The following is a 22,888-nucleotide window of genomic DNA, read 5'->3' as shown; positions in this document are numbered from 1 at the left end:
TCAAAGCACTTTGATTATTATGAATAATAGGAAATGGCTTTCGCATTATTCGTGATGCGTGTACCGGCTTTGCCTTTCACGATATCGACGATGTCAGAAAGTGAACCGATGACGGCGTCTTTGCCGGTATTGCGTGCGAAATTCACGGCAGCCTGTACTTTCGGTCCCATAGAACCGGCAGCAAAGCCCATTTTTTCAATTTCATCCGGTGGTGCTAGTGCGATAGCTTTTTGCGTTGGTTTGCCCCAATCCACAAAGGTGGCAGACACATCTGTTGCAATGATGAATAAATCGGCGTCCAAATTTTCGGCTAATAGAGCTGAACACAAATCTTTATCGATAACGGCTTCTACACCGCGTAGATTGTGTTGCTCATCGTAATAAGTCGGAATGCCACCGCCCCCGGCACAAATCACGATGCTGCCTTTTTCTAACAACCATTTCACCGGTTTGATTTCAAAAATGCGTTTTGGCAACGGACTTGGCACCACGCGGCGGTATTTATCACCGTCTTGTGCAATGCTCCAGTTTTTCTCTTTCGCCAAACGTTCCGCCTCTTCTTTGGAATAGACCGGACCGATGGGTTTGGTCGGATTTTTAAAGGCCGGGTCGTTAATATCCACTTCCACTTGTGAAAGTAATGTGGCGAACGGCACTTCAAACGGCACGAGATTTCCTAATTCTTGTTGAATCATATAACCAATCATGCCTACGGATTCTGCGCCTAACACATCTAATGGATAGGTCGGCACTTCTTTATAAGCCGCCCCTTGCAGCGCCAATAAACCCACTTGCGGACCATTGCCGTGTGCAATAACTAATTCATTGTTCGGATAAATCTTCGCAATTTGTTCACAAGCGATACGTACGTTTAATCGCTGATTTTCCGCGGTGAGCGGCTCGCCGCGGCGCAATAGGGCATTTCCGCCCAAGGCAATAACAATTCTCATACGCCACCTCTTAAATTAAGCTGGAATAAAGGACGGCTTTAATAGTGTGCATACGGTTTTCTGCTTGTTCGAATGCCACATTCATTGGTGATTCAAAAACATCTTCGGTGACTTCAATACCGTTTGCTAATTCAGGATATTTTTCTGCAATTTGGCGACCCACTTTGGTTTCGCTGTTGTGGAATGCCGGTAAGCAGTGCATGAATTTCACACGCGGATTGCCGGTGCGTTTCATCAATTCAGGAGTAACTTGATACGGTAATAATAATTTGATGCGTTCGCCCCAGGTTTCTAATGGTTCACCCATGGAAACCCACACGTCAGTATGTACAAAATCAACGCCTTTCACGGCTTTATCAATATCATCAGTGACGGTAATGCGTGCGCCACTTTGTTTAGCAAAACCTTCGCACATTTCCACTAGCTCTGGATCCGGTAATAGGGCTTTTGGTCCGCAAATACGTACATCCATACCCAATTTAGCGCCGATTAATAATAAGGAATTCCCCATATTGTTGCGCGCATCACCGATGTAAACATATTTGATTTCACTTAATGGTTTGTCGCAATTTTCAATCATGGTTAACACATCTGCCAACATTTGTGTTGGGTGGAATTCGTCAGTTAAACCGTTGAATACCGGCACACCGGCATATTCTGCTAATTCATCCACAATTTCTTGTTTGAAACCACGATATTCAATGGCGTCATACATTCTGCCTAATACGCGGGCAGTGTCTTTCATACTTTCTTTGTGGCCAATTTGAGAGGAGTTTGGATCGATGTAAGTGACTTGGGCGCCTTGGTCATAAGCCGCAACTTCGAAAGCGCAACGGGTACGGGTGGAGGTTTTTTCAAAAATTAGCGCAATATTTTTGCCTTTTAATTTTTGTTGTTCAGTACCGGCATATTTTGCTCTTTTTAAGTCTCGGGATAAATCTAATAAATATTTGATTTCACGTTCTGAGTGATTAACAAGACTTAATAAGTGTCTGTTTTTAAGATTGAAAGCCATAATAATCTCCTTGATTTTTGTTTATTGACTTCATCCGAATAGCCAAGCTATTCACAAACGATTTATTCGACATACAACTTACTTCCTTGCGAACGTCTTTATTTTAAAAGAAAGGTAAGTAAATATCGTGCTGAATTTCCGCTCGTAATGTAAAGATTTTGAACAAATTTCTAACAAAGGGCTTTTTATTGGTATAAAATTCGAACAAAAAATTTTCTATATGAAAAAATTTTAACCTTATCACCCAACATTAATCTCATCATGAACACTGTGCTTCTTTTTTTACGTCATAACGCCATTAAAGTGCGGTATGTTTTACACAAGAAATTACGTCAAACCTATCGAATCTCCCATAAAAGCGTTGAATTTACCTGTTTACTGATCGGCGCCAGCTTGGTTTCGTTATTTTCCCTTGGGTTTGCCAAACTTGCGGATTTGGGCTTGGAATGGAACGCCCATTGGACACAACAATATCCCCTTGCTGTCTGGTTTATTTTGCCCGGCGGTTTGGCGTTATTAACCTGGTTCGTCGCCAAATACACACCTTATGTCGGTGGCAGTGGGATCCCACAAGTGATTGCCTCCCTTAGCCTGCCCCATCAAGCCAATAAAAACCGTTTAGTCGCCTTTGGACAAACTCTGTGGAAAATTCCACTCACGTTTTTAGCGATGCTTATCGGCGCCTCCGTAGGACGGGAAGGGCCGTCCGTACAAGTCGGTGCAGCCGTGATGTTATGGTGGGGTAACTTATGCCGAAAATACGGTGTGGCATTTAATGGATTGAGTGCGAATGAACTAATGGCAACCGGTGCAGCCGGTGGTCTCGCCGCTGCATTTAATGCGCCTTTAGCCGGCGTTATTTTTGCCATAGAGGAATTGGGACGTGGTGTGCTATTGCGCTGGGAACGACGCGTATTGTTAGGCGTACTCGCTGCCGGTTTTATTTTGGTGGCGATTGAAGGCAACAACCCCTATTTCCCAACATATCAAGGTGTCACCGATATGCCTTATTTATGTTTATGGGTTTTAGTTTGTGGTGCGGTAAGTGGTATCAGCGGCGGAATTTTCGGCCGTTTGTTAATCAAAGGCGCAGCCGGAACCTTCCCTTTCTGTCGCCATTGGATACGCAAGCACCCTATTTTCACCGCCATTATTTTAGGATTAATATTGACCGCACTTGGCGTTTACACCAACGGCCAAACTTACGGCACAGGTTACCAAGTCGTCACCCAAGCACTCGATGGCCAAGCGGTACAAAGCGACATTGGCATCATGAAACTGTTCGCCACAGTAGGCACATATTGGACGGGCATTGCCGGTGGAATTTTCACCCCATCACTTACCATCGGGGCAGGGCTTGGCGTGCAAGTGGCTGCCTTTACTGACGGTTCAGTCGATCAGCGCTTGCTGGTGTTGTTATGTATGGCAGCATTTCTTGCAGGTGCGACCCAATCACCGGTCACCGCTAGCGTTATCGTGATGGAAATGACCGGCTGCCAACCCGTATTGATTTGGCTATTGATTTGCTGTCTGATTTCCTCCATTATTTCACGCCAATTTAATCCGAAGCCGTTTTATCACATGGCGGCAGGGCGTTTCCGCCAGCGGATAAAAGAAGAAACGCAAAAAGACATGAAGGAAAACCCATAAAAATGTCCCAAAATCAACCGCACTTTTACCGTGGCCGCTTTGCCGTTGCGCCCATGCTGGATTGGACAACGCGCCATTGCCGTTATTTCCACCGCCAATTTTCCCGTCACGCCTTGCTTTATACGGAAATGGTGACCACCCAAGCCATCATTCATGCCAAATACGATCACCTTGATTTTGATGCGGCAGAAAACCCGGTGGCGTTGCAACTGGGCGGCAGCGATCCGAAACAACTTCAACATTGCGCTCAATTAGCGCAACAGCGCGGCTACCAAGAAATCAATTTGAACGTAGGTTGCCCATCCGATCGTGTACAAAACGGTATGTTCGGTGCTTGCTTAATGGCAAAAGCGGAACTGGTTGCAGAGTGCGTACAACAAATGCAAAGTGCGGTGCACATTCCCGTTACCGTAAAAACCCGCATCGGCATTGATGATTTTGACAGCTATGATTTCCTGTGTAATTTCATCCAAAAAGTGCATCAAGCCGGCTGTCAGGAATTTATCGTGCATGCCCGTAAAGCGTGGTTATCCGGTTTAAGCCCGAAACAAAATCGTGAAATTCCTCCGCTGAATTACGAACGTGTGTATCAACTAAAACAGGATTTCCCACATTTGCTCATCAGCATTAACGGTGGCATTAAAACCCTTGAAGAAATGCAACAGCACTTGAAGTATGTGGATGGTGTCATGGTGGGACGCGAAGCCTATCAAAATCCCGCGTTGCTCGGTCATATCGATCACGCATTGTTTGACGCAAATGCGCCGATTATCACCCCACGCCAAGCGGTGGAAAACATGTTTCCGTACATCGAACAGCAACTCAGCCAAGGTGTCTATCTCAATCATATCGTGCGCCACATGCTTGGCGCCTTCCAACACTGCAAAGGCGCACGCCAATGGCGTCGTTATTTAAGCGAAAACGCCTACAAAGAAGGCGCCGGTATCGACGTGGTAGAAACCGCATTAGGGTTTGTGGAAGCGTAAAAGTGCGGTGGGATTGGGAAATTTTTTTCAACCCCACCGCACTTAAGCATAAAGCAGGCTGCCACGTTAATTCACCCAATAAGCCGCCACACCAATGACCAACGCAAAAATAAGCAACCAAATCAACTGCAATCGCGCGCTTTTGCGGTTCACTTCTTGATTGTGCAAACGGCGTTTTTCCAACATGGCTTTATAGCGTTCCAAATCTTCTGCTTGAAAAGAAAAGCCACAATTCGGGCAATGTGTTGCGCTCTCACTGATTTTTTTACGACATTCGGGGCATCGTTGTAACATAATTCACCTTTAATACATCTGTTTTTTGGTAATGTAACGATAATGGTAAAAAACACAAGAGGGATGAATGACCTCTTTTCAATGCGGTATGAATAAATTACGCCAATATCAATCTTATTATTACTGTTTTTTTATACAGACTTTTATTGGAAATCCCCCCTGTTTGAGCTAAACTAGCGACAATTTTTTTTAATACATTGTCGTTTTATGCAAACTCCATTTTTTCACATCGAAATTCCAACCCAAGCACAAGATCATAAAATTTTAGCCAATATTCTGCCCGGTGCGGATAGCCTTGCCGTGAGTGAAATTGCGGCGCAGTTTAACGGGTTAACCGTCGTGGTGACGAACGACACCCGAAGTGCGGTGCGTTTAGAAAAAGAATTAGCGCAACTGAGCCCACTTAATGTCACCTTTTTTCCCGATTGGGAAACTTTGCCTTACGACAGTTTTTCGCCTCATCAGGATATTATTTCTGCCCGCTTGAGTGCTTTATTTCATTTACAGCAACGCAAACAAGGCATTTTCATTTTGCCGATTGCCACGTTAATGCAACGCGTTTGCCCGCCCTCTTATTTACAGCATCGGGTGTTACTGATTAACAAAGGCGACCGTTTTGTCATTGAAACACTTCGTTTGCAATTGGAAAAATCAGGTTATCGCGCGGTGGAGCAAGTGTTGGAACACGGCGAATATGCCGTGCGCGGTGCTTTGTTGGATCTTTTCCCAATGGGAAGTGCGGTGCCTTTTCGCTTAGATTTTTTTGATGATGAAATTGATTCCATTCGCACTTTTGATGTAGATACTCAACGCACGTTGCAGGAAATCGATCAAATCAATTTATTGCCGGCTCACGAATTTCCAACGGATAGCCAAGGCATTGAATTTTTCCGTAGCCAATTCCGCGCGACGTTTGGTGAAATTCGACGGGATCCGGAACATATTTATCAACAAATCAGCAAAGGCACGTTAGCGGCAGGGATTGAATATTGGCAGCCCTTGTTCTTTGAAGAAATGGCGACCTTATTTGATTATTTCCCGGCGAATACGCTGTTTATTACCGGCGAGCAAAATCAAATGCAGGGTGAGCGTTTTTACGCCGATGCAGAACAACGTTTTGAGAGCCGCCGCGTGGATCCGATGCGTCCGTTATTGTCGCCCGATAAACTTTGGTTGCGCATTGATGACGTAAATCGTCAGTTAAAAAATTATCCTTCCATTGCCTTAAAAACGGAAAAAGTGCGGTCGTCCGCACGGCAGAAAAATTTGGCCATTACGCCCTTACCGCCGGTGACCATTCAATCGCAACAAAAAGAACCGTTACATCAGTTACGCCAATTTATTGAGCATTTTAAAGGTAATATTTTATTTATCGCGGAAACGGAAGGTCGCCGTGAAACCTTGTTAAGCCTGCTTGTTCCGCTAAAACTGAAACCAAAACAGATTCATACCTTGGCGCAAGCGACGGAAGAAAAATTGGCTTTAATGGTGAGCCCGTTGGAGCATGGTTTTATTATTGAGCAGGATGTGCCGCTTGCCATTATTTGTGAATCGGAATTGCTTGGCGAACGCGTGCAACAACGGCAGCGGGATAAATCCCGCACGGTGAACCCTGATACCTTGATTCGCAACCTTGCCGAATTGCAAATCGGTCAGCCGGTCGTGCATTTGGATCATGGTGTGGGGCGCTACGGCGGTTTAGTGAGTTTAGAAAACGGCGGCATTAAAGCGGAATATTTGTTGCTCAATTATGCCAACGACTCGAAATTGTACGTGCCGGTGGCATCGTTACATTTAATCAGCCGTTATGTGGGCGGTTCCGATGAAACCGCGCCGTTGCACAAGTTGGGCTCCGAAGCCTGGGGCAAAGCGCGCAGTAAAGCGGCGGAGAAAATTCGTGATGTGGCAGCGGAGTTATTGGATGTATATGCGCAACGTGAAGCACAAAAAGGCTTTGCGTTCCGATATGATCGTGAGGAATTCCAACAATTCACTGCTACGTTCCCGTTTGAAGAAACCCATGATCAACTTATGGCAATTAATGCCGTGATTTCCGACATGACTCAACCGAAAGCCATGGATCGTTTGGTGTGTGGTGACGTGGGTTTTGGTAAAACGGAAGTGGCGATGCGTGCCGCCTTTTTAGCGGTGATGAACCACAAACAGGTTGCCGTGTTGGTGCCGACCACCTTGTTGGCACAACAACATTTCGATAATTTCAAAGACCGCTTTGCTAACTTGCCGGTGAACGTGGAAATGTTGTCCCGCTTTAAAACGGCGAAAGAGCAGAAACAGGTGATTCAGGATTTAGCCGAAGGCAAAGTGGATATTCTGATTGGCACCCATAAAATTATTCAAGGCGACGTGCAATTCCATGATCTGGGTTTGTTGATTATTGACGAAGAACACCGTTTTGGTGTTCGCCAAAAAGAAAAAATGAAACAATTGCGTGCCAACATTGATATTCTCACCCTGACGGCAACGCCGATTCCACGTACGTTAAATATGGCGATGAATGGCATTCGCGATCTTTCCATTATTTCTACGCCACCGGCACGCCGTTTAACCATTAAAACGTTTGTGCGTCAAACGGATGAGTTGGTGATTCGTGAAGCCATTTTGCGTGAAATTTTGCGTGGCGGACAAGTGTATTATTTGCATAATGACGTGGCTAGCATTGAAAATACGGCAGAAAAACTGACCGCACTTGTGCCGGAAGCGCGCGTGATTGTGGGACATGGGCAAATGCGCGAACGTGAGCTGGAACGCGTGATGTCGGATTTTTATCATCAACGTTATAACGTGCTGGTGTGTTCTACCATTATTGAAACCGGTATCGATGTGCCGACGGCCAATACCATTATTATTGAACGTGCCGACAATTTTGGTCTGGCACAGTTGCATCAGCTGCGCGGACGGGTTGGGCGTTCTCACCATCAAGCCTATGCGTATTTGCTCACACCACCACCGAAACTAATGACGAAGGATGCACAAAAACGCTTGGAAGCCTTGGAAAGCCTAGACAACCTCGGTGCCGGTTTTATTTTGGCTACTCATGATTTGGAAATTCGCGGTGCCGGGGAATTACTGGGCAACGAGCAAAGCGGACAAATTGAAAGCATCGGTTTTTCTCTTTACATGGAATTGTTGGAGCGTGCGGTGAAAGCCTTAAAAGAAGGGCGTGAGCCGTCATTGGACGAACTGACCCAACAACAAACTGAGATTGATTTACGGATGCCATCGTTGTTGCCGGAGGATTATTTGGGCGATGTGAATATGCGTTTGTCTTTCTATAAACGTATTGCCGGTGCGGAAAATACTGACGCGTTGGATGAATTAAAAGTGGAGCTTATCGACCGTTTCGGCACCTTGCCAGGAGCCACGCGGAATCTGTTGCAAATTGCGCAATTACGGCTGGATTTAAAACCGCTCAATGTCATTAGATTGGATGCCAATGCGCAAGGCGGATTCATCGAATTTGCGCCGAACACTGAGTTAGACCCGATGATCTTTTTGCAGTTAATCCAACGCAATCCGGCGGTTTATCGTTTTGACGGTCCACATAAATTCCGCTTTACCAAAGATTTAACGGACTACAAAGTGCGGTTGGAATTTGTGGAGAATTTGGTTAAGGAAATTGTTGCAAGATAAAAAATAAAGTCGCGTCTGCGACTTTATTTTTAGCGTTTTGCTTGTTGAGAATGACCGTCACCAAGCAAGAGGGCGTATTTCGCCGTTGAGGAACCGGCCTCTAACGCGATTTTTAACGCCATGGTTAACGGCACGGAAAGCAACATCCCTACGGTGCCTAATAACCATCCCCAAAACAGCAAGGATAAAAAAACTACCAAGGTGGAAAGCCCCAGTTTTTTCCCCATTAAACGTGGCTCCAGCACACTGCCGATAACGACGTTGATGATGACAATCGCGACCAATACGCCCAAGCCGATAATAAAACCATTCAATAACAATGCCTGTACGACAATCGGCACTGCAGCAATAATCGAACCGATATTCGGAATATAGTTCAATAAGAAACTGAGTGTTGCCCATAAGATCGCATACTGTACGCCGGCGACTTCTAATAACGCCCAAACACAAATGGCGGTTAGTACGCTCATCATGGTTTTGACGGCGAGATAGCTCATGATGCCGTTTAAAATGCGATCTAAATAATGCTCTTGCTGCCCGATATCATTGGGATTATCGCTAAATGCGACAGCAAATTTATGCTTCGCCTGAGGGGCTTCCAACAACATGAAAATCACCACAAGCAATAAGACAAAAATATTGGTCACCACACCGGAAAAGCTTAAAAAGACACGTTGGACGAATTTCATGATGGCACTAGGGTCGAAATTCTCCATAATGCTATTTTCCGAAATATCTAACGGGATTTTCCATTTTTGTGTGAGTGTCAAAACATCATTAACGCGTTCTGCCAATAATTGTCGATATTGCGGAATAGATTGGCTAAATTCTTGGATCGTGCTGTTAATAAGCCCGAAAAGAAAGAAAAAGATCACGAAAATCAACAATAATAAGGTGGTAATCGCCAGCCAATAAGGCACTTTTCTTTTGGTCAAAAATGCCAGCAAAGGTGAGCAGATAATCGCAATAAACAATGCCAATAAAAACGGCACCACAATTTCTGAGGCGGCTTTAATACCGGCTAAAACAATGACAATTGATGCACTGGCCACCAGTGCTTTGACGAGAGAAGAATGCTGCGCCATGTTTAAATTGCATCCTCATTTTCTTCGCCTGTACGAATGCGGACAACCCGCTCGACTTCATAAACAAAGATTTTGCCGTCCCCGATTTTGCCTGTTTGTGCCGTCTCTATAATGGCATCTAAACAAGGCTCCAATAAGTCATCGGGCACCACAATTTCCATTTTGACTTTTGGCAGGAAGTCCACCATATATTCTGCGCCACGATAAAGTTCCGTATGCCCTTTTTGACGCCCAAAGCCACGCACTTCGGTTACCGTCATTCCGGTAATACCAAGATCGGACAAGGCTTCTCGCACATCATCTAATTTAAAGGGTTTAATAATCGCTTCAATTTTTTTCATTCTTTTTCCTTAATTTTGCTTAAAACAGGCGTTGGCTTCTGCCATTACTTTTTCAATATCAGCAATTTCTTTCGGTGCCGCAGACGTCAGATTTTTGTTGCCGTATTCGGTAATCAACAAATTATCTTCAATCCGAATGCCAATGCCTTTGTATTGTTCCGGAATATCGGCGTCTTTAGATAAATACAATCCCGGTTCTACGGTCAGCGCCATACCAGGTTCTAAAGTGCGGTCGCGATTTTCACCATATTCGCCCACGTCATGGACATCCAAACCGAGCCAATGTCCTAAGCCATGCATATAAAATTCACGATAGGCTTTTTGTTCGATTAATTCATCTACATTGCCTTTCAGAATGCCTAAACGCACTAAACCTTCGGTTTTAATACGAATGACCTCTTCGTTCGCTTTCGCAATGGAACTGCCCGGTACCAGTAATTCAATGGCGCGTTTTTGCGCTTGTAGCACAATCTCATAGATCGCTTTTTGCGCCTCGCTAAATTGACCATTCACCGGGAAAGTGCGGGTAATATCGCCGGCATACATGGCAAATTCGCAGCCCGCATCAATAAGCACCAAATCGCCGTCGCGCAACGGCATATCATTTTCTGAATAATGTAAAATGCAGGCGTTTTCACCACCGGCAATAATACTGTTATAGGCAGGATAACGCGCACCGAAGCGATTAAATTCATGCAGAATATCGCTTTCCACCTCATATTCCAAACGGTTCGGGCGGGTTTGTTGCATGGCCTTAATGTGGGCAAGCGCGCTGATTTGCCCCGCTTGTTGCATGAGCGCAATTTCATTTTCCGATTTGAACAGGCGCATTTCACCGAGCATCGGCTTCCAATTAAAAACACTCAAAAATTCCACCGCACTTTGTTCCAGCAAGGCATCACCCCAAGGCTGTTGCTTTGGTGCATAATAAAGTGCGGTCTGTTTTTGCGCTAAATGTTTAAACTGCGGTACAAACTCTTCGATTGGATACGCCGTATCCACCAACAACGTTTGCGGCGCATTGTCCACGCCAAGACGGCGTCCGTTCCAAATTTCCAGTAATTTATCGGACGGGCGAACAAAAATGATCGCCTGTTGTTCACCTTGCTGTTTACGCAATAACAATGCCGAATTCGGCTCATTAAAACCGGTTAAATACCAGAAATAGCTGTCCTGACGGAAAGGATAATCACAGCCGTCATTGCGGCGGCGTTCAATATCGGAAAAGACTAAAAACAGGGAATCGTCCTGCATTTGTTCAAAAACCTTGGCACGGCGTTGGGCAAAATCTTCCATCGGTAACGCTGCCATGTATGCGAGATCCATATTGTATCCTTATTAATGTAACGTTGGCTGTTTGTCTTCTTGTTTGGTGAAATGGGTAAAAAACAAGGTGGCAATGGTGCGCACATATTCCACGATCTCTTCCACCGCTTGCGCCAGTTCTTCCGGATCATCGTTTTCTTCGTAACCTAACTGGCAAATATCGTGTAAATCGTCCACCGCTTCGCCAATGTCGCCTTTTTCTTTATCCAAATGCGGTTGAGCCAAACCTAAACCGAGCAAAAAGTGGTTCGACCATTCTGCCAAACCATCGGCATATTCAAAAATATTTTCCGTATCGGGCAAACAAAGCGCAAAGTCAAAGGCTTCATTATCGGCTAATTGGTGACGAATTTGTTGATAAATGTTGGTAATTTGCGTTAAAAGTGCGGTAGGGTAGGCGTGATTATCATTGGTAAATTGATAAAGTAATGGCTGCCAGCTCTGATCTTGAACGCCGCCGCAAATTAAGCCACTCAAAAAACCGTGTAATTCGGCGGCAGAAAGGGGAATAGAGGCGTGTTGGAGCTGTTGATTTAGGTGTTGATAAGAAATTGTGGTCATTGAAATTATCCTTATTGAAATTGTGCTTAGTCTATCATTCTTCACCTTAGGTAACCAGTTTAGAAATTGGCAAGTTTTTTCGCCTGTGGCATAATGCGCACAGTTTTAATTAGCGAATTTGGGGCAAAAAATGTCATCTAAAAGTATTGAATTATCCGTATTGGGGCAGTTGTTACGCTTAAATTGTCCGGAAGAACAACATGACGCATTGCGCCATGCCGCCCGTGAATTAGATCAACGCGTGTCAGAAATGAAAGAACGCACCGGCATTTTGCAAGTGGAAAAAGTCCTTTCCATCGTTGCATTAAATTTAAGTTTCGAGCTGATGCAAGAGCAGCAGAAAACGCACTTAATTGAAGATGTCTTGAAAAATAAAATCTTACGACCGCTCGATCATTCACTGGATAATCTTTCTACGCAAAAATTCAATATGAACTAATTTTTTGCCTTGGTTACAATGTAAAATAGTGTAAGGATATGAATTATTGCTAGTCATAAAATGCAATTTCGAGTAGTATTACATGAAAGAATTTCCTGAGGTGTTCGCCAGTGGGTTATGTCCCTGAGCCGATACTTTTAATCTTATGAATTGGTTTCCTGTCATTGGTGTGCAGGCTTAGCTTGACTAAGAAGCCTAAAAATGATTTCAACTAATTCCCTTGAACCGTAGGGTTCAAGGACTGATCACCTACAACGGCACCTCGGGTTCCTTTCTGATACGACATTTATGCAAACACGCCTTTCAACCATTCAACAACAACATCAACAATTTCGTCAGCAACTACGCCAACATATTCGAAAAACGCGCCGGAATTTGACCGCACTTCAGCAACAACAAGCCGCTCAACGTATTACTCAACAAGCGCTTTCGTTCATTGAACAACATCAAGCACAGCATATTGCCTTATATCTTGCCGTAGATGGCGAAATTGCGACACAACCGCTTATTGAACAGTTATGGCAACAGGGCAAAAACGTGTATTTGCCGGTGCTCCATCCCTTTTGCCAAGGGCATTTACTCTTTTTGCGTTATTTGCCTGATATGCCTATGAAAGCCAATAAATTTGGGATTTTTGAACCGCACTTAAACGTACAAAACGTAATTCCGCTTGAGCAGTTAGACGTGATTTTTACGCCGTTAGTCGCGTTTGATAAGCAGGGCAATCGCCTTGGCATGGGTGGGGGATTTTACGATCGCACGTTGCAACATTGGCAACAGAAACATTTCATTCCGATTGGTTTAGCGCACCAGTGTCAGCAAGTGGATACCTTGCCCGTTGAAAGCTGGGATATGCCGTTGGAACGTATTTTGGTCGGGTAAAAAACAAAACCTCCGATAATTCGGAGGTTTTTTGTTTATTTTTGTGGTGCTTTCAATTCAGGCGCTTTTGGCTTTTCCGGTTCGGCAAATTTTTTGCCTTCGTTGGCGGCAATAATTTTCGCTGTTTGAGCCGCTAATTGTTTTAAATTCATTCTTTCATAAGATTCTTTCATTAATGGCAGCGCCTCTAACGTGGCTTGAGTGTCCGGATACAACTTCAACATAGACACGACACGGTTGGCCGTTGCCACATAGGCATCGCGTTTAAAATAAAACTTCGCGATCGCTAACTCATGGCGTGCAAGGCTCGCTTTAATATAGGCCATACGCGCCAAGGCATCCGGTGCATAAGGGCTATTCGGGAAATGTTGCACCAAATTTTGGAAATTGGCAAAAGCCGTTTTAATCGAGGTATTCTCACGTGTTGCGCGATCGACGCCGAAGAAATCTTGGAAGAAGTTATCCCCCAAAGCGGAATTGGCTAATCCTGCCATATATAAGGCGTAATCTAAATGATCGCTATGCGGAAAACGTTGAATAAAGCGATCAACGGTGACTAACATTTCGGTGTAATCCTGTGATTTATAGTAGGCATAAATTAAATTCAGTTGCACCTGTTCACTATACGAACTGCCCGGAAAACGATTATCCACCGCCGTTAAATAACGGATTGCCTGACTATAATCCCCTTTTTGCAAATAGGTTTGCCCGGTACTGTATAATTCTTGCTCCGGTGCTTGCTCGACATCTTGCTTAGAACCGGAACACGCCGTAACCGCCAATGCAACAAAAGCCAAAAGTGCAAGGGATTTAAGTTTACGCATTAAATAGAATCCTTATTTTTACGAAAAATGAGAAATGAGTTACAATTGCCCGATATTGTATAGAACATTGCTAAATAAGCAAACTTGATTAACGGATTTTTTATTTATGGCACAAATTACTCTCTCGGCAACCGTGCAACCGCAACAAATGGGGCAGCGCTTAGACCAAACCTTGGCGGAATTGTTCCCCGACTATTCTCGCTCCCGTTTAAAAACATGGATTGAGGAGAATTTGGTGCTGGTCAACGGTGTCGTGCAAAATGTGCCGCGTACCAAAGTTTACGGTGATGAACACATTGAGATTACCGTAGAAATTGAAGATGAAACCCGTTTTGAGCCGGAAAACATTCCGTTAAATATCGTGTATGAAGACGAGGACATTCTCGTTATCAACAAACCCAAAGATCTTGTGGTTCACCCCGGTGCAGGCAATCCTAAAGGCACCGTTCTCAATGCGCTACTTTACCATTACCCACAAATTGCCGAAGTGCCGCGCGCGGGCATTGTACATCGTTTAGATAAAGACACCACGGGCTTGATGGTCGTCGCCAAAACCATTCCCGCGCAAACGCAGCTGGTGCGAGATTTACAAAAACGCAAAATCACCCGCGAATATGAAGCTGTTGCCTGTGGCATCATGACCAAAGGCGGCACCGTGGATGAGCCCATGGCGCGCCACCCAACCAAACGTACTCATATGGCTGTGCATCCGATGGGCAAACCCGCCGTTACCCACTATCGCATTATGGAACGTTTCCGCGATTACACGCGCTTGCGTTTACGTTTAGAAACCGGCAGAACCCACCAAATCCGTGTGCATATGGCACATATCGCCCACCCGTTATTAGGCGATCAAACCTATGGAGGTCGTCCGCGCCCGCCTAAAAATGCCAGTGAAGAACTCATGGAGGTGCTACGCAATTTTAAGCGTCAGGCATTACATGCGGTGATGTTACGTTTACAACACCCGATTAGCGGTGAAATGATGGAATGGTACGCACCGTTGCCGGACGATTTTGTAGAATTAGTGAGTGCTTTAAAAGCGGATTACATGTTACACAAAGACGAATTGGATTATTAATATGCAAGCCATTAAACCGAACTGGAACGTCCCTCAAAACGTGAGGGCGTTCACCACGCTTCGCCATGGCGGTGTGAGCCTTGCTCCTTATGACAGTTTTAATTTGGGTGATCATGTCGGGGACGATAAAAACGCTGTAAAAATTAACCGCACTTTATTGGTGGAGAAATTCCATTTGCCACAAATGCCGTTGTTCCTAAATCAAACTCATAGCACGCGCGTATTAACCCTGCCTTATGACGGGGAAGATTTCAACGCCGATGCGGTTTATACCAACCAACCGAATCAAGTGTGTTTAGTGATGACTGCCGATTGTTTGCCCGTGTTATTTACCAATAAACAGGGCACGGAAGTAGCCGCAGCCCATGCCGGTTGGCGTGGATTATGCGATGGCGTATTAGAACAAACCGTCACCAAATTTCACTGTCCGCCTGAAGACATTTTAGCTTGGTTCGGACCGGCTATTGGTCCAATGGCTTTCCAAGTAGGTCAAGAGGTTATCGATCAATTTGTTGCCCAAGATCCTACAGCCACATCCGCCTTTATCGCAGATCCGAAAGCGAAAGACAAATTCCTCGGCAACCTTTACCAAATCGCTACGCAACGTCTCAACGCTCTTGGCATCACCCAAATCAGCGGTGGCGAACACTGTACTTATCTTGAAGCAGACAAATTCTTTTCTTATCGCCGAGATCATGTTACGGGAAGAATGGCATCGGTTGTGTGGATGAACGGATAATTTGATTTCTCATCTGTGTCATAAAAAATGCGGTTAAAAAATAACCGCACTTTTTTATTTCATTTTTATCGTTGATTACATTCCAATCACCACGCAGCTAATCACGCTTTGTGCTTTTTCTTGCATTTTAACGGCCGCATTTCGATCGCCGGCAGGGCCGACAACAACACGATTCCAATCCGCACTTTCATTGACTCTTGCATTTAATCCGAGTGCGTTTAATTTAACCTGCAACGCATCAGCCTGCGCTTTATTTTTAAATGCGCCACATTGTAACCCGTAGCGGCGCTCACCTGTGCTGGCCGTTTGTGGTGATGCCGGTTTTGCCGTTTGTTGTTGTGGCTGAGGTTGTGACGGCGATTGCGGTTGTGGCACCGGCTCAGGTTTTTTCGGTGGCTCGGTCTTCACGACTGGTTCCGCTTTTTTCTCTTCTTTTGGCGGCGTTATTTTTTTCGCCTCTTTCGCTTCTACCACTTGCGGTTTGGCTTGTGGTTGCACTGGGGGTTGTGTTGTCTGTGCAGTGGTTTGAACCGGTGCTTGCGCTGTTTGTGGTGCGGTTGTGACTTGAGCTTCAGCCGCTTTGCTGCGCGCCAGTTCCGCTTGTTTTTGTTCTTCTTCCATCGCCGCTAAAATCTTACGTTGTTCTTCCGTTAAACGCATATTTTTATCCAACGATTTTGGATTATTATCAATTGGCACGGTTCGGGTTTCTAGCGCTTGAATATAGCTCCACACTTCTTCCGGACGATTCGGCAAGACACTTTTCGGCTGTGTTTTTTCCACTGTAGTGGCAGACTCCGCCACAGGCTCCGGCGCTTTTTCTTTTAATAAATAAAGCCCAAGTCCAAAAGCAACGACCACCATGGCGGCAATCATTAATAGCAAGGATTTGTTATTTTTATTTTGTTTCTTCTTTTTCTTCATGCTGCTGCGCGCAGCGTAATCACGTTGAGCCACAATAAAACCTGTTCAATTTAAAAAGATAATCATTAAAGGGATGAAATAAAAATTCGCGTAATTCTACTGAAAAATTGCCTTATTGACTACCACAAAGCCGAAACTAGCTTAAATCCAATGGATCTACATCTAAAATCCACCGCACTTTTGTTGCTTGATCGGCTTGATCTCGTTCAAACGCTGTCAAGACCTGATGCAAGGTGGCACGCGAAGGATGTTGTAACAATAACTGCCAACGATATTGCCCTGCTTTTTTGCTGAATGGCGCCGGCATCGGTCCGAGGATTTGTAATTCCGGTGCAATATTTCGTTTCACCTGCTGCAAATATGCCGCAAACTGCGTCAACAAATGCTCTGCGTCTTCGCTATGGCGACTTTGCGCTTTGAACAACGCTTGTGAGCTGAAAGGCGGCAATCCCATGGCTTTACGCAAGGCGAGGGCATTGTGGGCAAATTGGTTGTAGCCTTGTTGCAACAGGCTTTGTAACAAAGGATGTTCCGGGTAATGGGTTTGTAAAAGCACTTCGCCTTGTTGCGCACCGCGCCCAGCACGGCCAGCCACCTGCATATAAAGTTGGGCTAGCCGTTCTTCCGCACGGAAATCCAATGAAAATAATGCACTATCCACATTTACCAATGCGACTAAGGTGACATTCGGGAAATGGTGCCCTTTCGCCAACATTTGGGTGCCGATAAGAATTTGGCTTTTGCCCTGTTGAATATCCGCTAAATAACCTTCCAACTTGCCTTTGCGCGCCGTTGTATCACGGTCAATTCGGGCAATGCCATAATTGGGGAAAATTGCTTTTAAGGTATCTTCTAGCTGTTCCGTACCTAATCCCGTGGTGATTAATTGAGTAGAACCGCAATTGCCGCATTGGCGCGGAATCGGCTTTTGTGCACTGCAATGATGACAACGCAACACATTGTGTTGTTGGTGATACGTGTAAGGTTTATCACAATGGCGACATTCTGCCATCCAGCCGCATTCATGGCACAGCAACACCGGCGCAAAACCGCGTCGATTCAAAAACAGCAACACCTGGTTGCCTTTTTCTAAATGCGCCTGCATGCGTTTTAACAGGATTTCAGATAAACCATTGCGCATTGACTGATGTTTTAAATCAATGACGTGTTGTTGAAGTGCGGTGGACTGATTGGCTTTTTCTGATAGACATAAACGCTGATATTTTCCCTGCTGCACATTATTCAGACTTTCCAAACTGGGCGTTGCCGACCCCATTAAAACGGGAATATTCAATTGTTTTGCATACACCACCGCCAAATCGCGGGCATGATAACGCCAACCGTCTTGCTGCTTAAAAGACGCGTCATGTTCTTCATCGATAATAATCGCGCCTAAATCGGCAAATTGCGTAAACAACGCTGATCGCGTGCCAATAATGACCGCACTTTGCCCGCTGCGCGCACGTTGCCACACGTGTAATCGTTGTGTGTCATTTAAATTGGAATGCAACACATCAATCACCACGTTAAAACGGGCTTGGAAACGACTTACCGTTTGTGGCGTCAGCCCGATTTCCGGCACCAAGACCAACACTTGTTTGCCTTGATTTAAAATCTCTTCAATAAATTGCAGATAGATTTCTGTTTTGCCTGAACCCGTCACGCCGTCCAACAACCATGCCGTAAAGCCTTGAGTAAATTTCAATTGGCTGAATACCAACGCTTGTTGTTTATTGAGTGTTAATCGATCAGCTTTATTGACGATAGGTTTATCAACTAATTGCTGTTGCCAGGTTTGAATTTCCGGTTCTTGAGCGATTTCGGTAATGTATTCTTTAGCTTTCAACGCCGACCAAATGCCGCTGCCAAAGGGATTGTTGCCTTTTTCCAGCCCATCCTTTGCCGCCTGCAATGCTTCAAGCTGTTTTTTCGAACGTTTTAGCAAACCTTGCGCCAACGCTTGCTCACCAAGTGCGGTTGGTTTCCAAAAATTTTTTTGTTTTTCCACCGCACTTTCACCTTGACGCAGTTTCACCGGCAAGGCTTGCGACAACACTTCTCCCAATGGGGCATGATAATAATTTGCCGCCCAATTTAAGAACTGCCAACTTTCCGGAGAAAACAGTGAAGTATCATCAAGACAGGCTAGCACAGGCTTCACCTGTTCTTTAGGCACGTCGCTCTGTTCCACAACGTCAACGACAACGCCAACCCGTTTCTGCGTCCCAAAGGGCACAAGCACCCGCGCCCCAACGACAACCTTCATTGACGCAGGGAGGACATAGTCAAAATAGCGATGTAACGGCACCGGAAGTGCGATTCGGGCAAATGGCATGAATGGAAATTCAGTGAAATAAAATGGGCTCGGAATATAGCATTTTGGGGGATTATTGTCTATTTGAGAGAGGATGGGTTGAATGTCATTTTCTTTTTCTGTAAAATTCGCAACCTTACACACAAGCGTGCCATTTATAATGGCGTAATATTAATCTCATGCGGTGTCAGGGATTGCGTTTGCGATTGGCTTGATAGCGGCATGGCTTCAACTTTGAGGTTTTCTATGAAACAAGGTATTCATCCTGAATATAAAGAAGTTACGGCAACCTGTTCTTGCGGTAACGTGATCAAAACTCGTTCTACCTTAGGCAAAGACATCAACCTGGATGTGTGCGGTAAATGCCACCCATTCTATACAGGTAAACAACGTGTTGTTGATACCGGCGGTCGTGTTGAACGCTTTAACAGCCGTTTCAAAATCCCAAGTTCAAAATAATCTCATTTTGCAAGCCCTGCCTATGGTAGGGCTTTTTTACAGGTAATCGTTAATTTTCAATTACTTTTCAAACATCGTTAATGGCATTTAACGTTTGATATTTTAGGTAGTTACACCATGTCCTATCTTCTTTTAGCCTTGTTTTTTTTGGCTGCCGTTATTTTCATTTTTAATTCTCACTATCGCTGGACGTATTTTTTTGCTATTGCGTTATTTCTCTTTTTCTTCGGGGGAATGACCTTCTTTTCCGGACAGTGGCAAAGAGGCGTGAATTTTGCGTCGATACTGTTTGTTGTCTTGATGTTATTTCATCGATTAAAAATTCATTATTACAAACAGCCTTTATTGATTTCAGATTTTTTACTGGTCGCCGATTGGCGTAATTGGGAAACGCTCTTGCATTATAAAGGCGCGATTTTGGCGATTTTAGGTTTGATCGGTTTGTTGATTTATGCCATTTTTGGTTGGGCGGATGCCGATGTCTTACCGGTGTCTTGGCGGATTTTGGCAGGGGGCGTAAGTGCCGTAGCTTTAGGTCTGATGTGGCATTATTCTCGCCACCCTCACGCGACAAAAGTTTGGCTGGACTCTTTGCCGGATGATGGCAGAGATGTGTTTTTAAATTTGCCAATGTCATGCCGAGGTGTCTTTTTTAGTGTGCCGAACTTTTCCGGTGATGGTCAAAAATTTCATGAAAAAATGACCGCACTTTTTGCCCAGAAGGCGAATTTTCAAGGGGAAACAAAGCCGGATATTGTGGTGTGTTTGCAAGAGTCCACACTGAATCCGCATCAATTTGATTTTGATCAGCAGACGATTCCACCACTTTCTATGTTTGAAAAACAAGAAGAGACCGTTTTTATGAGCCCGTTGCGTGTGCATACCTTAGGCGGGGCGACATGGAAATCGGAGTTTGCTTTCTTGGCAGGGGTGCCATCCACCGATTTTGGCGCATTGGCAAACGGTGTGTTCTATTCTGTTGTTCCGCATTTAACCTGCGGATTGGTGAAAAATTTGCGTGAGCAAGGCTATTTTTGTGTTGCCTTATCGCCTTTCACGAAAGGGAATTACAATGCAAAATCGGCCTATGATCATTTCGGTTTTGATTTAATGTTACAGCCACAGGATTTAGGCTATCCTGCGCCGTTGGGCAAAAACCTGTGGCACATTGGCAGTGATGAGATGTTGAAATATGCCGAGATGATTTTGCAAAAACAACATCCGTTATTACAGCACGTACAGCAACCGATGTTTGTTTATGTATTAACCATGAAGGAACACGGGCCATATCATACGGATACGCCGAATCATTTTAATTTGGTTAAAGACGGCTTAAGCCAGAAAACGATCGCCTGTTTGAATGATTATACGCAGCGTATTGTGGCGCTAAATCAAGCGACAGAAACCTTTCATCGCTATTTAAAACAACGCAACACGCCTTATGTGTTCGCGTATTTTGGGGATCACCAAGTGGCGTTTGATAATTGTTTACCGCCGAAGTTGGGGCAGTATACGAATCCGGATTATGTGACGCAAGTGGTGGTTCGAAGTAATATGCCGTCAAGTTTTACGCAACAGCAAACGTTTTTGGATTTGGCTTTTCTTGGCGGATTATTGCTTGAGATTGCCGGATTGCCTGTTGAAGATGACTTTATGCGTGCGAATATTGCCATGCGGATCTTGAGCGAAGGGAAATTAGAAGATGCGGAAGTACAAAGTTTGGTGAACGACTATCGTCATTATTTATATCAACATCTGAAAATCGCCAGATAAAAAGTGGAAAGTTAAAAAAACTGTACCTTCGTAGCGTGCAACTTGTTGCACGAATAATTAATCTCGATGCGTAATTCACGATTTCATACGTAGCGTGCAACTTGTTGCACGAATGATTAACCTTGATGCGTAATTCACGATTTCGTGTGTAGCGTGCAACTTGTTGCACAAATAATTAATCTCGATGCGTAATTCACGATTTCGTGCGTAGCGTGCAACTTGTTGCATGAATGATTAACCTTGATGCGTAATTCACGATTTCGTGCGTAGCGTGCATCTTGATGCACGACCAAACCACGCACGGAACATTATTTACCCTTTTCGGACATTCACGATTTCGTGCAACAAGTTGCACGCTACGATTCTTTTATCGTTACTTAAAATGTTTGCTTATTTTTATTTTCTCTTAAGTGCGCTTAGTGCGCTGACGTTGTTTTTCTTAACAACGCATAACCTAACAAGGCAGACACACAGGAACCTAATAAAATACCGAGACGAGAGAGGGTGTCAAAGTTATCATGCCCGGTTTCTCCGAAGGCAAGGCCGGCAAGGAACATCGACATGGTAAAGCCGATACCGCAGAGTACGGCAATCGCAAAAATCTGCGTGAAATGGATGCCTTCAGGTAATTTGGCAAGGCGTAATTTCACCGATAAGTAACTGAACAGGAAAACGCCAAGCGGTTTGCCGATGATTAAACCGAGCATAATGCCCAAGGTGAGTGGTGAGCTTAAGCTGGAGAATCCCACGTTTTCCAAGGAGACACCGGCGTTAGAAAACGCAAATAACGGCAGAATTAAATAGCTACACCATGGTGTCAAAATGTGTTCGAATTGATGCAAGGGTTTTTCACCTTGACGTCCCTGCATTGGGATACAAAAACCGATGATCACGCCTGCCAAGGTGGCATGAACGCCTGATTTGAGTACGGAAGCCCATAAAATTAAGCCGACCACCATGTAAGCACATAATGCGCTGACTTTCAGGCGATTCATCACAACAAGCATGGCAATAGCGATAGCGGCTAAAATGAGAGCCTGTGTACTGAGTTCATGAGAGTAGAAGATCGCAATAACAACAATGGCACCCAGGTCATCAATAATGGCAAGTGCCAATAAAAAGACTTTGAGCGGTAAAGGGACGCGCTTGCCTAAAAGTGCCACAATGCCGACAGCAAAGGCGATATCGGTCGCCATCGGAATTGCCCAACCTGATTGAATTTCCGGGCTGTCTTGTGCAATAAAGGAATAGATTAAAGCAGGAACAATCATCCCACCAATGGCCGCAATGGCAGGAAAAATAGCTTGTTGATAGCTGGAAAGAGATCCTTCTAACATTTCACGTTTGACTTCCATGCCCACTAACACGAAGAAAACGGCCATAAAACCATCGTTTACCCACATGAGTAGGGGCTTAGCAATACTAAATGCGCCAAATTGTACGCTGACGGGGGTATCTAAAAAGTGAAAATAGTTTTCACTCAGTGCCGTGTTGGCGAGCACAATGGCCATCAAGGCAAAAATCAGCAGCAATACGCCACCGCTGGCTTCAGATTGGAAAAATTTTTGGATACGTTGCATAAACAATAATACTC

General features: G+C 44.8%; 20 protein-coding genes and 1 other RNA gene. 10 read left to right on the top strand and 11 right to left on the bottom strand.

Going from position 1 to position 22,888, the window contains the following annotated elements:
• Positions 1–17: 17 nt before the first annotated feature.
• Together arcC and AC30SF_RS06875 are read right to left on the bottom strand one after the other, a co-directional pair.
• A complete protein-coding gene (arcC, locus tag AC30SF_RS06880; RefSeq protein WP_021616559.1) occupies positions 18–950 on the bottom strand; it encodes a carbamate kinase in 933 nt (310 codons plus the stop codon).
• Positions 951–960: 10 nt separating this feature from the next.
• Positions 961–1,965: an ornithine carbamoyltransferase gene (locus tag AC30SF_RS06875; protein WP_314116923.1), complete on the bottom strand. Its 1,005-nt coding sequence runs from the start codon at positions 1,963–1,965 to the stop codon at positions 961–963.
• A gap of 261 nt (positions 1,966–2,226) precedes the next feature.
• Here AC30SF_RS06875 and AC30SF_RS06870 point away from each other — a divergent pair, with 261 nt between their 5' ends.
• Both AC30SF_RS06870 and dusA read left to right on the top strand, forming a co-directional pair.
• Positions 2,227–3,615, top strand: a complete 1,389-nt coding sequence (locus AC30SF_RS06870; RefSeq protein ID WP_489607981.1) for a chloride channel protein — start codon at positions 2,227–2,229, stop codon at positions 3,613–3,615.
• A gap of 2 nt (positions 3,616–3,617) precedes the next feature.
• Entirely contained in the window at positions 3,618–4,601 is a 984-nt protein-coding gene (gene dusA / locus AC30SF_RS06865) for a tRNA dihydrouridine(20/20a) synthase DusA (RefSeq protein WP_489607980.1), read from the top strand.
• Positions 4,602–4,667: 66 nt separating this feature from the next.
• On the opposite strand, the gene AC30SF_RS06860 is transcribed toward dusA, so the two are convergent.
• A complete protein-coding gene (locus tag AC30SF_RS06860; RefSeq protein WP_311461286.1) occupies positions 4,668–4,898 on the bottom strand; it encodes a zinc ribbon domain-containing protein in 231 nt (76 codons plus the stop codon).
• Positions 4,899–5,102: 204 nt separating this feature from the next.
• On the opposite strand from AC30SF_RS06860, the gene mfd reads away from it, so the two are divergent.
• Positions 5,103–8,546 (top strand): transcription-repair coupling factor, encoded by a 3,444-nt coding sequence (gene mfd / locus AC30SF_RS06855; RefSeq protein ID WP_489607979.1) that lies wholly within the window; start codon positions 5,103–5,105, stop codon positions 8,544–8,546.
• A 29-nt stretch (positions 8,547–8,575) separates the two neighbouring features.
• On the opposite strand, the gene AC30SF_RS06850 is transcribed toward mfd, so the two are convergent.
• Genes AC30SF_RS06850 through AC30SF_RS06835 form a run of 4 tightly spaced genes read right to left on the bottom strand, consistent with a single transcriptional unit; the run spans position 8,576 to position 11,859 of the window.
• Positions 8,576–9,631, bottom strand: a complete 1,056-nt coding sequence (locus AC30SF_RS06850; RefSeq protein WP_489607978.1) for an AI-2E family transporter — start codon at positions 9,629–9,631, stop codon at positions 8,576–8,578.
• A gap of 2 nt (positions 9,632–9,633) precedes the next feature.
• Positions 9,634–9,972 (bottom strand): nitrogen regulatory protein P-II, encoded by a 339-nt coding sequence (glnB, locus tag AC30SF_RS06845; RefSeq protein WP_021616566.1) that lies wholly within the window; start codon positions 9,970–9,972, stop codon positions 9,634–9,636.
• 9 nt (positions 9,973–9,981) lie between these two features.
• Positions 9,982–11,298 carry a Xaa-Pro aminopeptidase gene (gene pepP / locus AC30SF_RS06840; RefSeq protein ID WP_489607977.1) on the bottom strand — a complete coding sequence of 439 codons (1,317 nt, stop codon included), beginning with the start codon at positions 11,296–11,298 and terminating at the stop codon, positions 9,982–9,984.
• A 12-nt stretch (positions 11,299–11,310) separates the two neighbouring features.
• Positions 11,311–11,859, bottom strand: a complete 549-nt coding sequence (locus tag AC30SF_RS06835; protein ID WP_489607976.1) for a YecA/YgfB family protein — start codon at positions 11,857–11,859, stop codon at positions 11,311–11,313.
• 130 nt (positions 11,860–11,989) lie between these two features.
• On the opposite strand from AC30SF_RS06835, the gene AC30SF_RS06830 reads away from it, so the two are divergent.
• The 3 genes from AC30SF_RS06830 (at position 11,990) to AC30SF_RS06820 (ending at position 13,180) form a co-directional block, all read left to right on the top strand.
• Positions 11,990–12,298 carry a cell division protein ZapA gene (locus AC30SF_RS06830; RefSeq protein WP_021616569.1) on the top strand — a complete coding sequence of 103 codons (309 nt, stop codon included), beginning with the start codon at positions 11,990–11,992 and terminating at the stop codon, positions 12,296–12,298.
• 89 nt (positions 12,299–12,387) lie between these two features.
• Positions 12,388–12,571, top strand: a non-coding RNA gene (gene ssrS / locus AC30SF_RS06825) — 6S RNA.
• A 15-nt stretch (positions 12,572–12,586) separates the two neighbouring features.
• Positions 12,587–13,180, top strand: a complete 594-nt coding sequence (locus AC30SF_RS06820) for a 5-formyltetrahydrofolate cyclo-ligase (RefSeq protein WP_314402195.1) — start codon at positions 12,587–12,589, stop codon at positions 13,178–13,180.
• A 35-nt stretch (positions 13,181–13,215) separates the two neighbouring features.
• Here the strand turns inward: AC30SF_RS06820 and AC30SF_RS06815 are convergent, their stop codons facing one another.
• On the bottom strand, positions 13,216–14,004 hold the full coding sequence (locus AC30SF_RS06815; RefSeq protein ID WP_489607975.1) for an outer membrane protein assembly factor BamD: 789 nt from the start codon (positions 14,002–14,004) through the stop codon (positions 13,216–13,218).
• A gap of 106 nt (positions 14,005–14,110) precedes the next feature.
• Between AC30SF_RS06815 and rluD the strand changes: the two genes are divergently transcribed.
• A complete protein-coding gene (rluD, locus tag AC30SF_RS06810) occupies positions 14,111–15,085 on the top strand; it encodes a 23S rRNA pseudouridine(1911/1915/1917) synthase RluD (RefSeq protein WP_489607974.1) in 975 nt (324 codons plus the stop codon).
• A 1-nt stretch (position 15,086) separates the two neighbouring features.
• The gene (gene pgeF, locus AC30SF_RS06805) at positions 15,087–15,824 is read left to right on the top strand and encodes a peptidoglycan editing factor PgeF (RefSeq protein WP_489607973.1); all 738 of its coding nucleotides are present in this window, start codon (positions 15,087–15,089) and stop codon (positions 15,822–15,824) included.
• Positions 15,825–15,899: 75 nt separating this feature from the next.
• Here pgeF and ftsN read toward each other — a convergent pair whose 3' ends face one another.
• Both ftsN and priA read right to left on the bottom strand, forming a co-directional pair.
• Positions 15,900–16,781: a cell division protein FtsN gene (ftsN, locus tag AC30SF_RS06800; protein ID WP_489607972.1), complete on the bottom strand. Its 882-nt coding sequence runs from the start codon at positions 16,779–16,781 to the stop codon at positions 15,900–15,902.
• A 103-nt stretch (positions 16,782–16,884) separates the two neighbouring features.
• A complete protein-coding gene (gene priA, locus AC30SF_RS06795; RefSeq protein ID WP_489607971.1) occupies positions 16,885–19,083 on the bottom strand; it encodes a primosomal protein N' in 2,199 nt (732 codons plus the stop codon).
• A gap of 225 nt (positions 19,084–19,308) precedes the next feature.
• Here priA and rpmE point away from each other — a divergent pair, with 225 nt between their 5' ends.
• A complete protein-coding gene (gene rpmE, locus AC30SF_RS06790; RefSeq protein WP_021616576.1) occupies positions 19,309–19,521 on the top strand; it encodes a 50S ribosomal protein L31 in 213 nt (70 codons plus the stop codon).
• Positions 19,522–19,638: 117 nt separating this feature from the next.
• Positions 19,639–21,294 (top strand): sulfatase-like hydrolase/transferase, encoded by a 1,656-nt coding sequence (locus AC30SF_RS06785; protein ID WP_489607970.1) that lies wholly within the window; start codon positions 19,639–19,641, stop codon positions 21,292–21,294.
• Between the two features lie 416 nt (positions 21,295–21,710).
• On the opposite strand, the gene nhaA is transcribed toward AC30SF_RS06785, so the two are convergent.
• A complete protein-coding gene (nhaA, locus tag AC30SF_RS06780; RefSeq protein ID WP_489607969.1) occupies positions 21,711–22,874 on the bottom strand; it encodes a Na+/H+ antiporter NhaA in 1,164 nt (387 codons plus the stop codon).
• Positions 22,875–22,888 lie beyond the last annotated feature (14 nt).

The organism is Aggregatibacter valvarum (assembly GCF_980468985.1).
The sequence above is the reverse complement of the archived record's forward strand: the minus strand, read 5'-3'. Positions and strand labels throughout refer to the sequence as shown.

What these genes read in the sequence shown, in the direction of transcription:
- arcC (WP_021616559.1), bottom strand. Translation starts at nt 950, where the DNA reads ATGAGAATTGTTATTGCCTTGGGCGGAAATGCCCTATTGCGCCGCGGC.
- AC30SF_RS06875 (WP_314116923.1), bottom strand. Translation starts at nt 1,965, where the DNA reads ATGGCTTTCAATCTTAAAAACAGACACTTATTAAGTCTTGTTAATCAC.
- AC30SF_RS06870 (WP_489607981.1), top strand. Translation starts at nt 2,227, where the DNA reads ATGAACACTGTGCTTCTTTTTTTACGTCATAACGCCATTAAAGTGCGG.
- dusA (WP_489607980.1), top strand. Translation starts at nt 3,618, where the DNA reads ATGTCCCAAAATCAACCGCACTTTTACCGTGGCCGCTTTGCCGTTGCG.
- mfd (WP_489607979.1), top strand. Translation starts at nt 5,103, where the DNA reads ATGCAAACTCCATTTTTTCACATCGAAATTCCAACCCAAGCACAAGAT.
- AC30SF_RS06850 (WP_489607978.1), bottom strand. Translation starts at nt 9,631, where the DNA reads ATGGCGCAGCATTCTTCTCTCGTCAAAGCACTGGTGGCCAGTGCATCA.
- glnB (WP_021616566.1), bottom strand. Translation starts at nt 9,972, where the DNA reads ATGAAAAAAATTGAAGCGATTATTAAACCCTTTAAATTAGATGATGTG.
- pepP (WP_489607977.1), bottom strand. Translation starts at nt 11,298, where the DNA reads ATGGATCTCGCATACATGGCAGCGTTACCGATGGAAGATTTTGCCCAA.
- AC30SF_RS06835 (WP_489607976.1), bottom strand. Translation starts at nt 11,859, where the DNA reads ATGACCACAATTTCTTATCAACACCTAAATCAACAGCTCCAACACGCC.
- AC30SF_RS06830 (WP_021616569.1), top strand. Translation starts at nt 11,990, where the DNA reads ATGTCATCTAAAAGTATTGAATTATCCGTATTGGGGCAGTTGTTACGC.
- AC30SF_RS06820 (WP_314402195.1), top strand. Translation starts at nt 12,587, where the DNA reads ATGCAAACACGCCTTTCAACCATTCAACAACAACATCAACAATTTCGT.
- AC30SF_RS06815 (WP_489607975.1), bottom strand. Translation starts at nt 14,004, where the DNA reads ATGCGTAAACTTAAATCCCTTGCACTTTTGGCTTTTGTTGCATTGGCG.
- rluD (WP_489607974.1), top strand. Translation starts at nt 14,111, where the DNA reads ATGGCACAAATTACTCTCTCGGCAACCGTGCAACCGCAACAAATGGGG.
- pgeF (WP_489607973.1), top strand. Translation starts at nt 15,087, where the DNA reads ATGCAAGCCATTAAACCGAACTGGAACGTCCCTCAAAACGTGAGGGCG.
- priA (WP_489607971.1), bottom strand. Translation starts at nt 19,083, where the DNA reads ATGCCATTTGCCCGAATCGCACTTCCGGTGCCGTTACATCGCTATTTT.
- rpmE (WP_021616576.1), top strand. Translation starts at nt 19,309, where the DNA reads ATGAAACAAGGTATTCATCCTGAATATAAAGAAGTTACGGCAACCTGT.
- AC30SF_RS06785 (WP_489607970.1), top strand. Translation starts at nt 19,639, where the DNA reads ATGTCCTATCTTCTTTTAGCCTTGTTTTTTTTGGCTGCCGTTATTTTC.
- nhaA (WP_489607969.1), bottom strand. Translation starts at nt 22,874, where the DNA reads ATGCAACGTATCCAAAAATTTTTCCAATCTGAAGCCAGCGGTGGCGTA.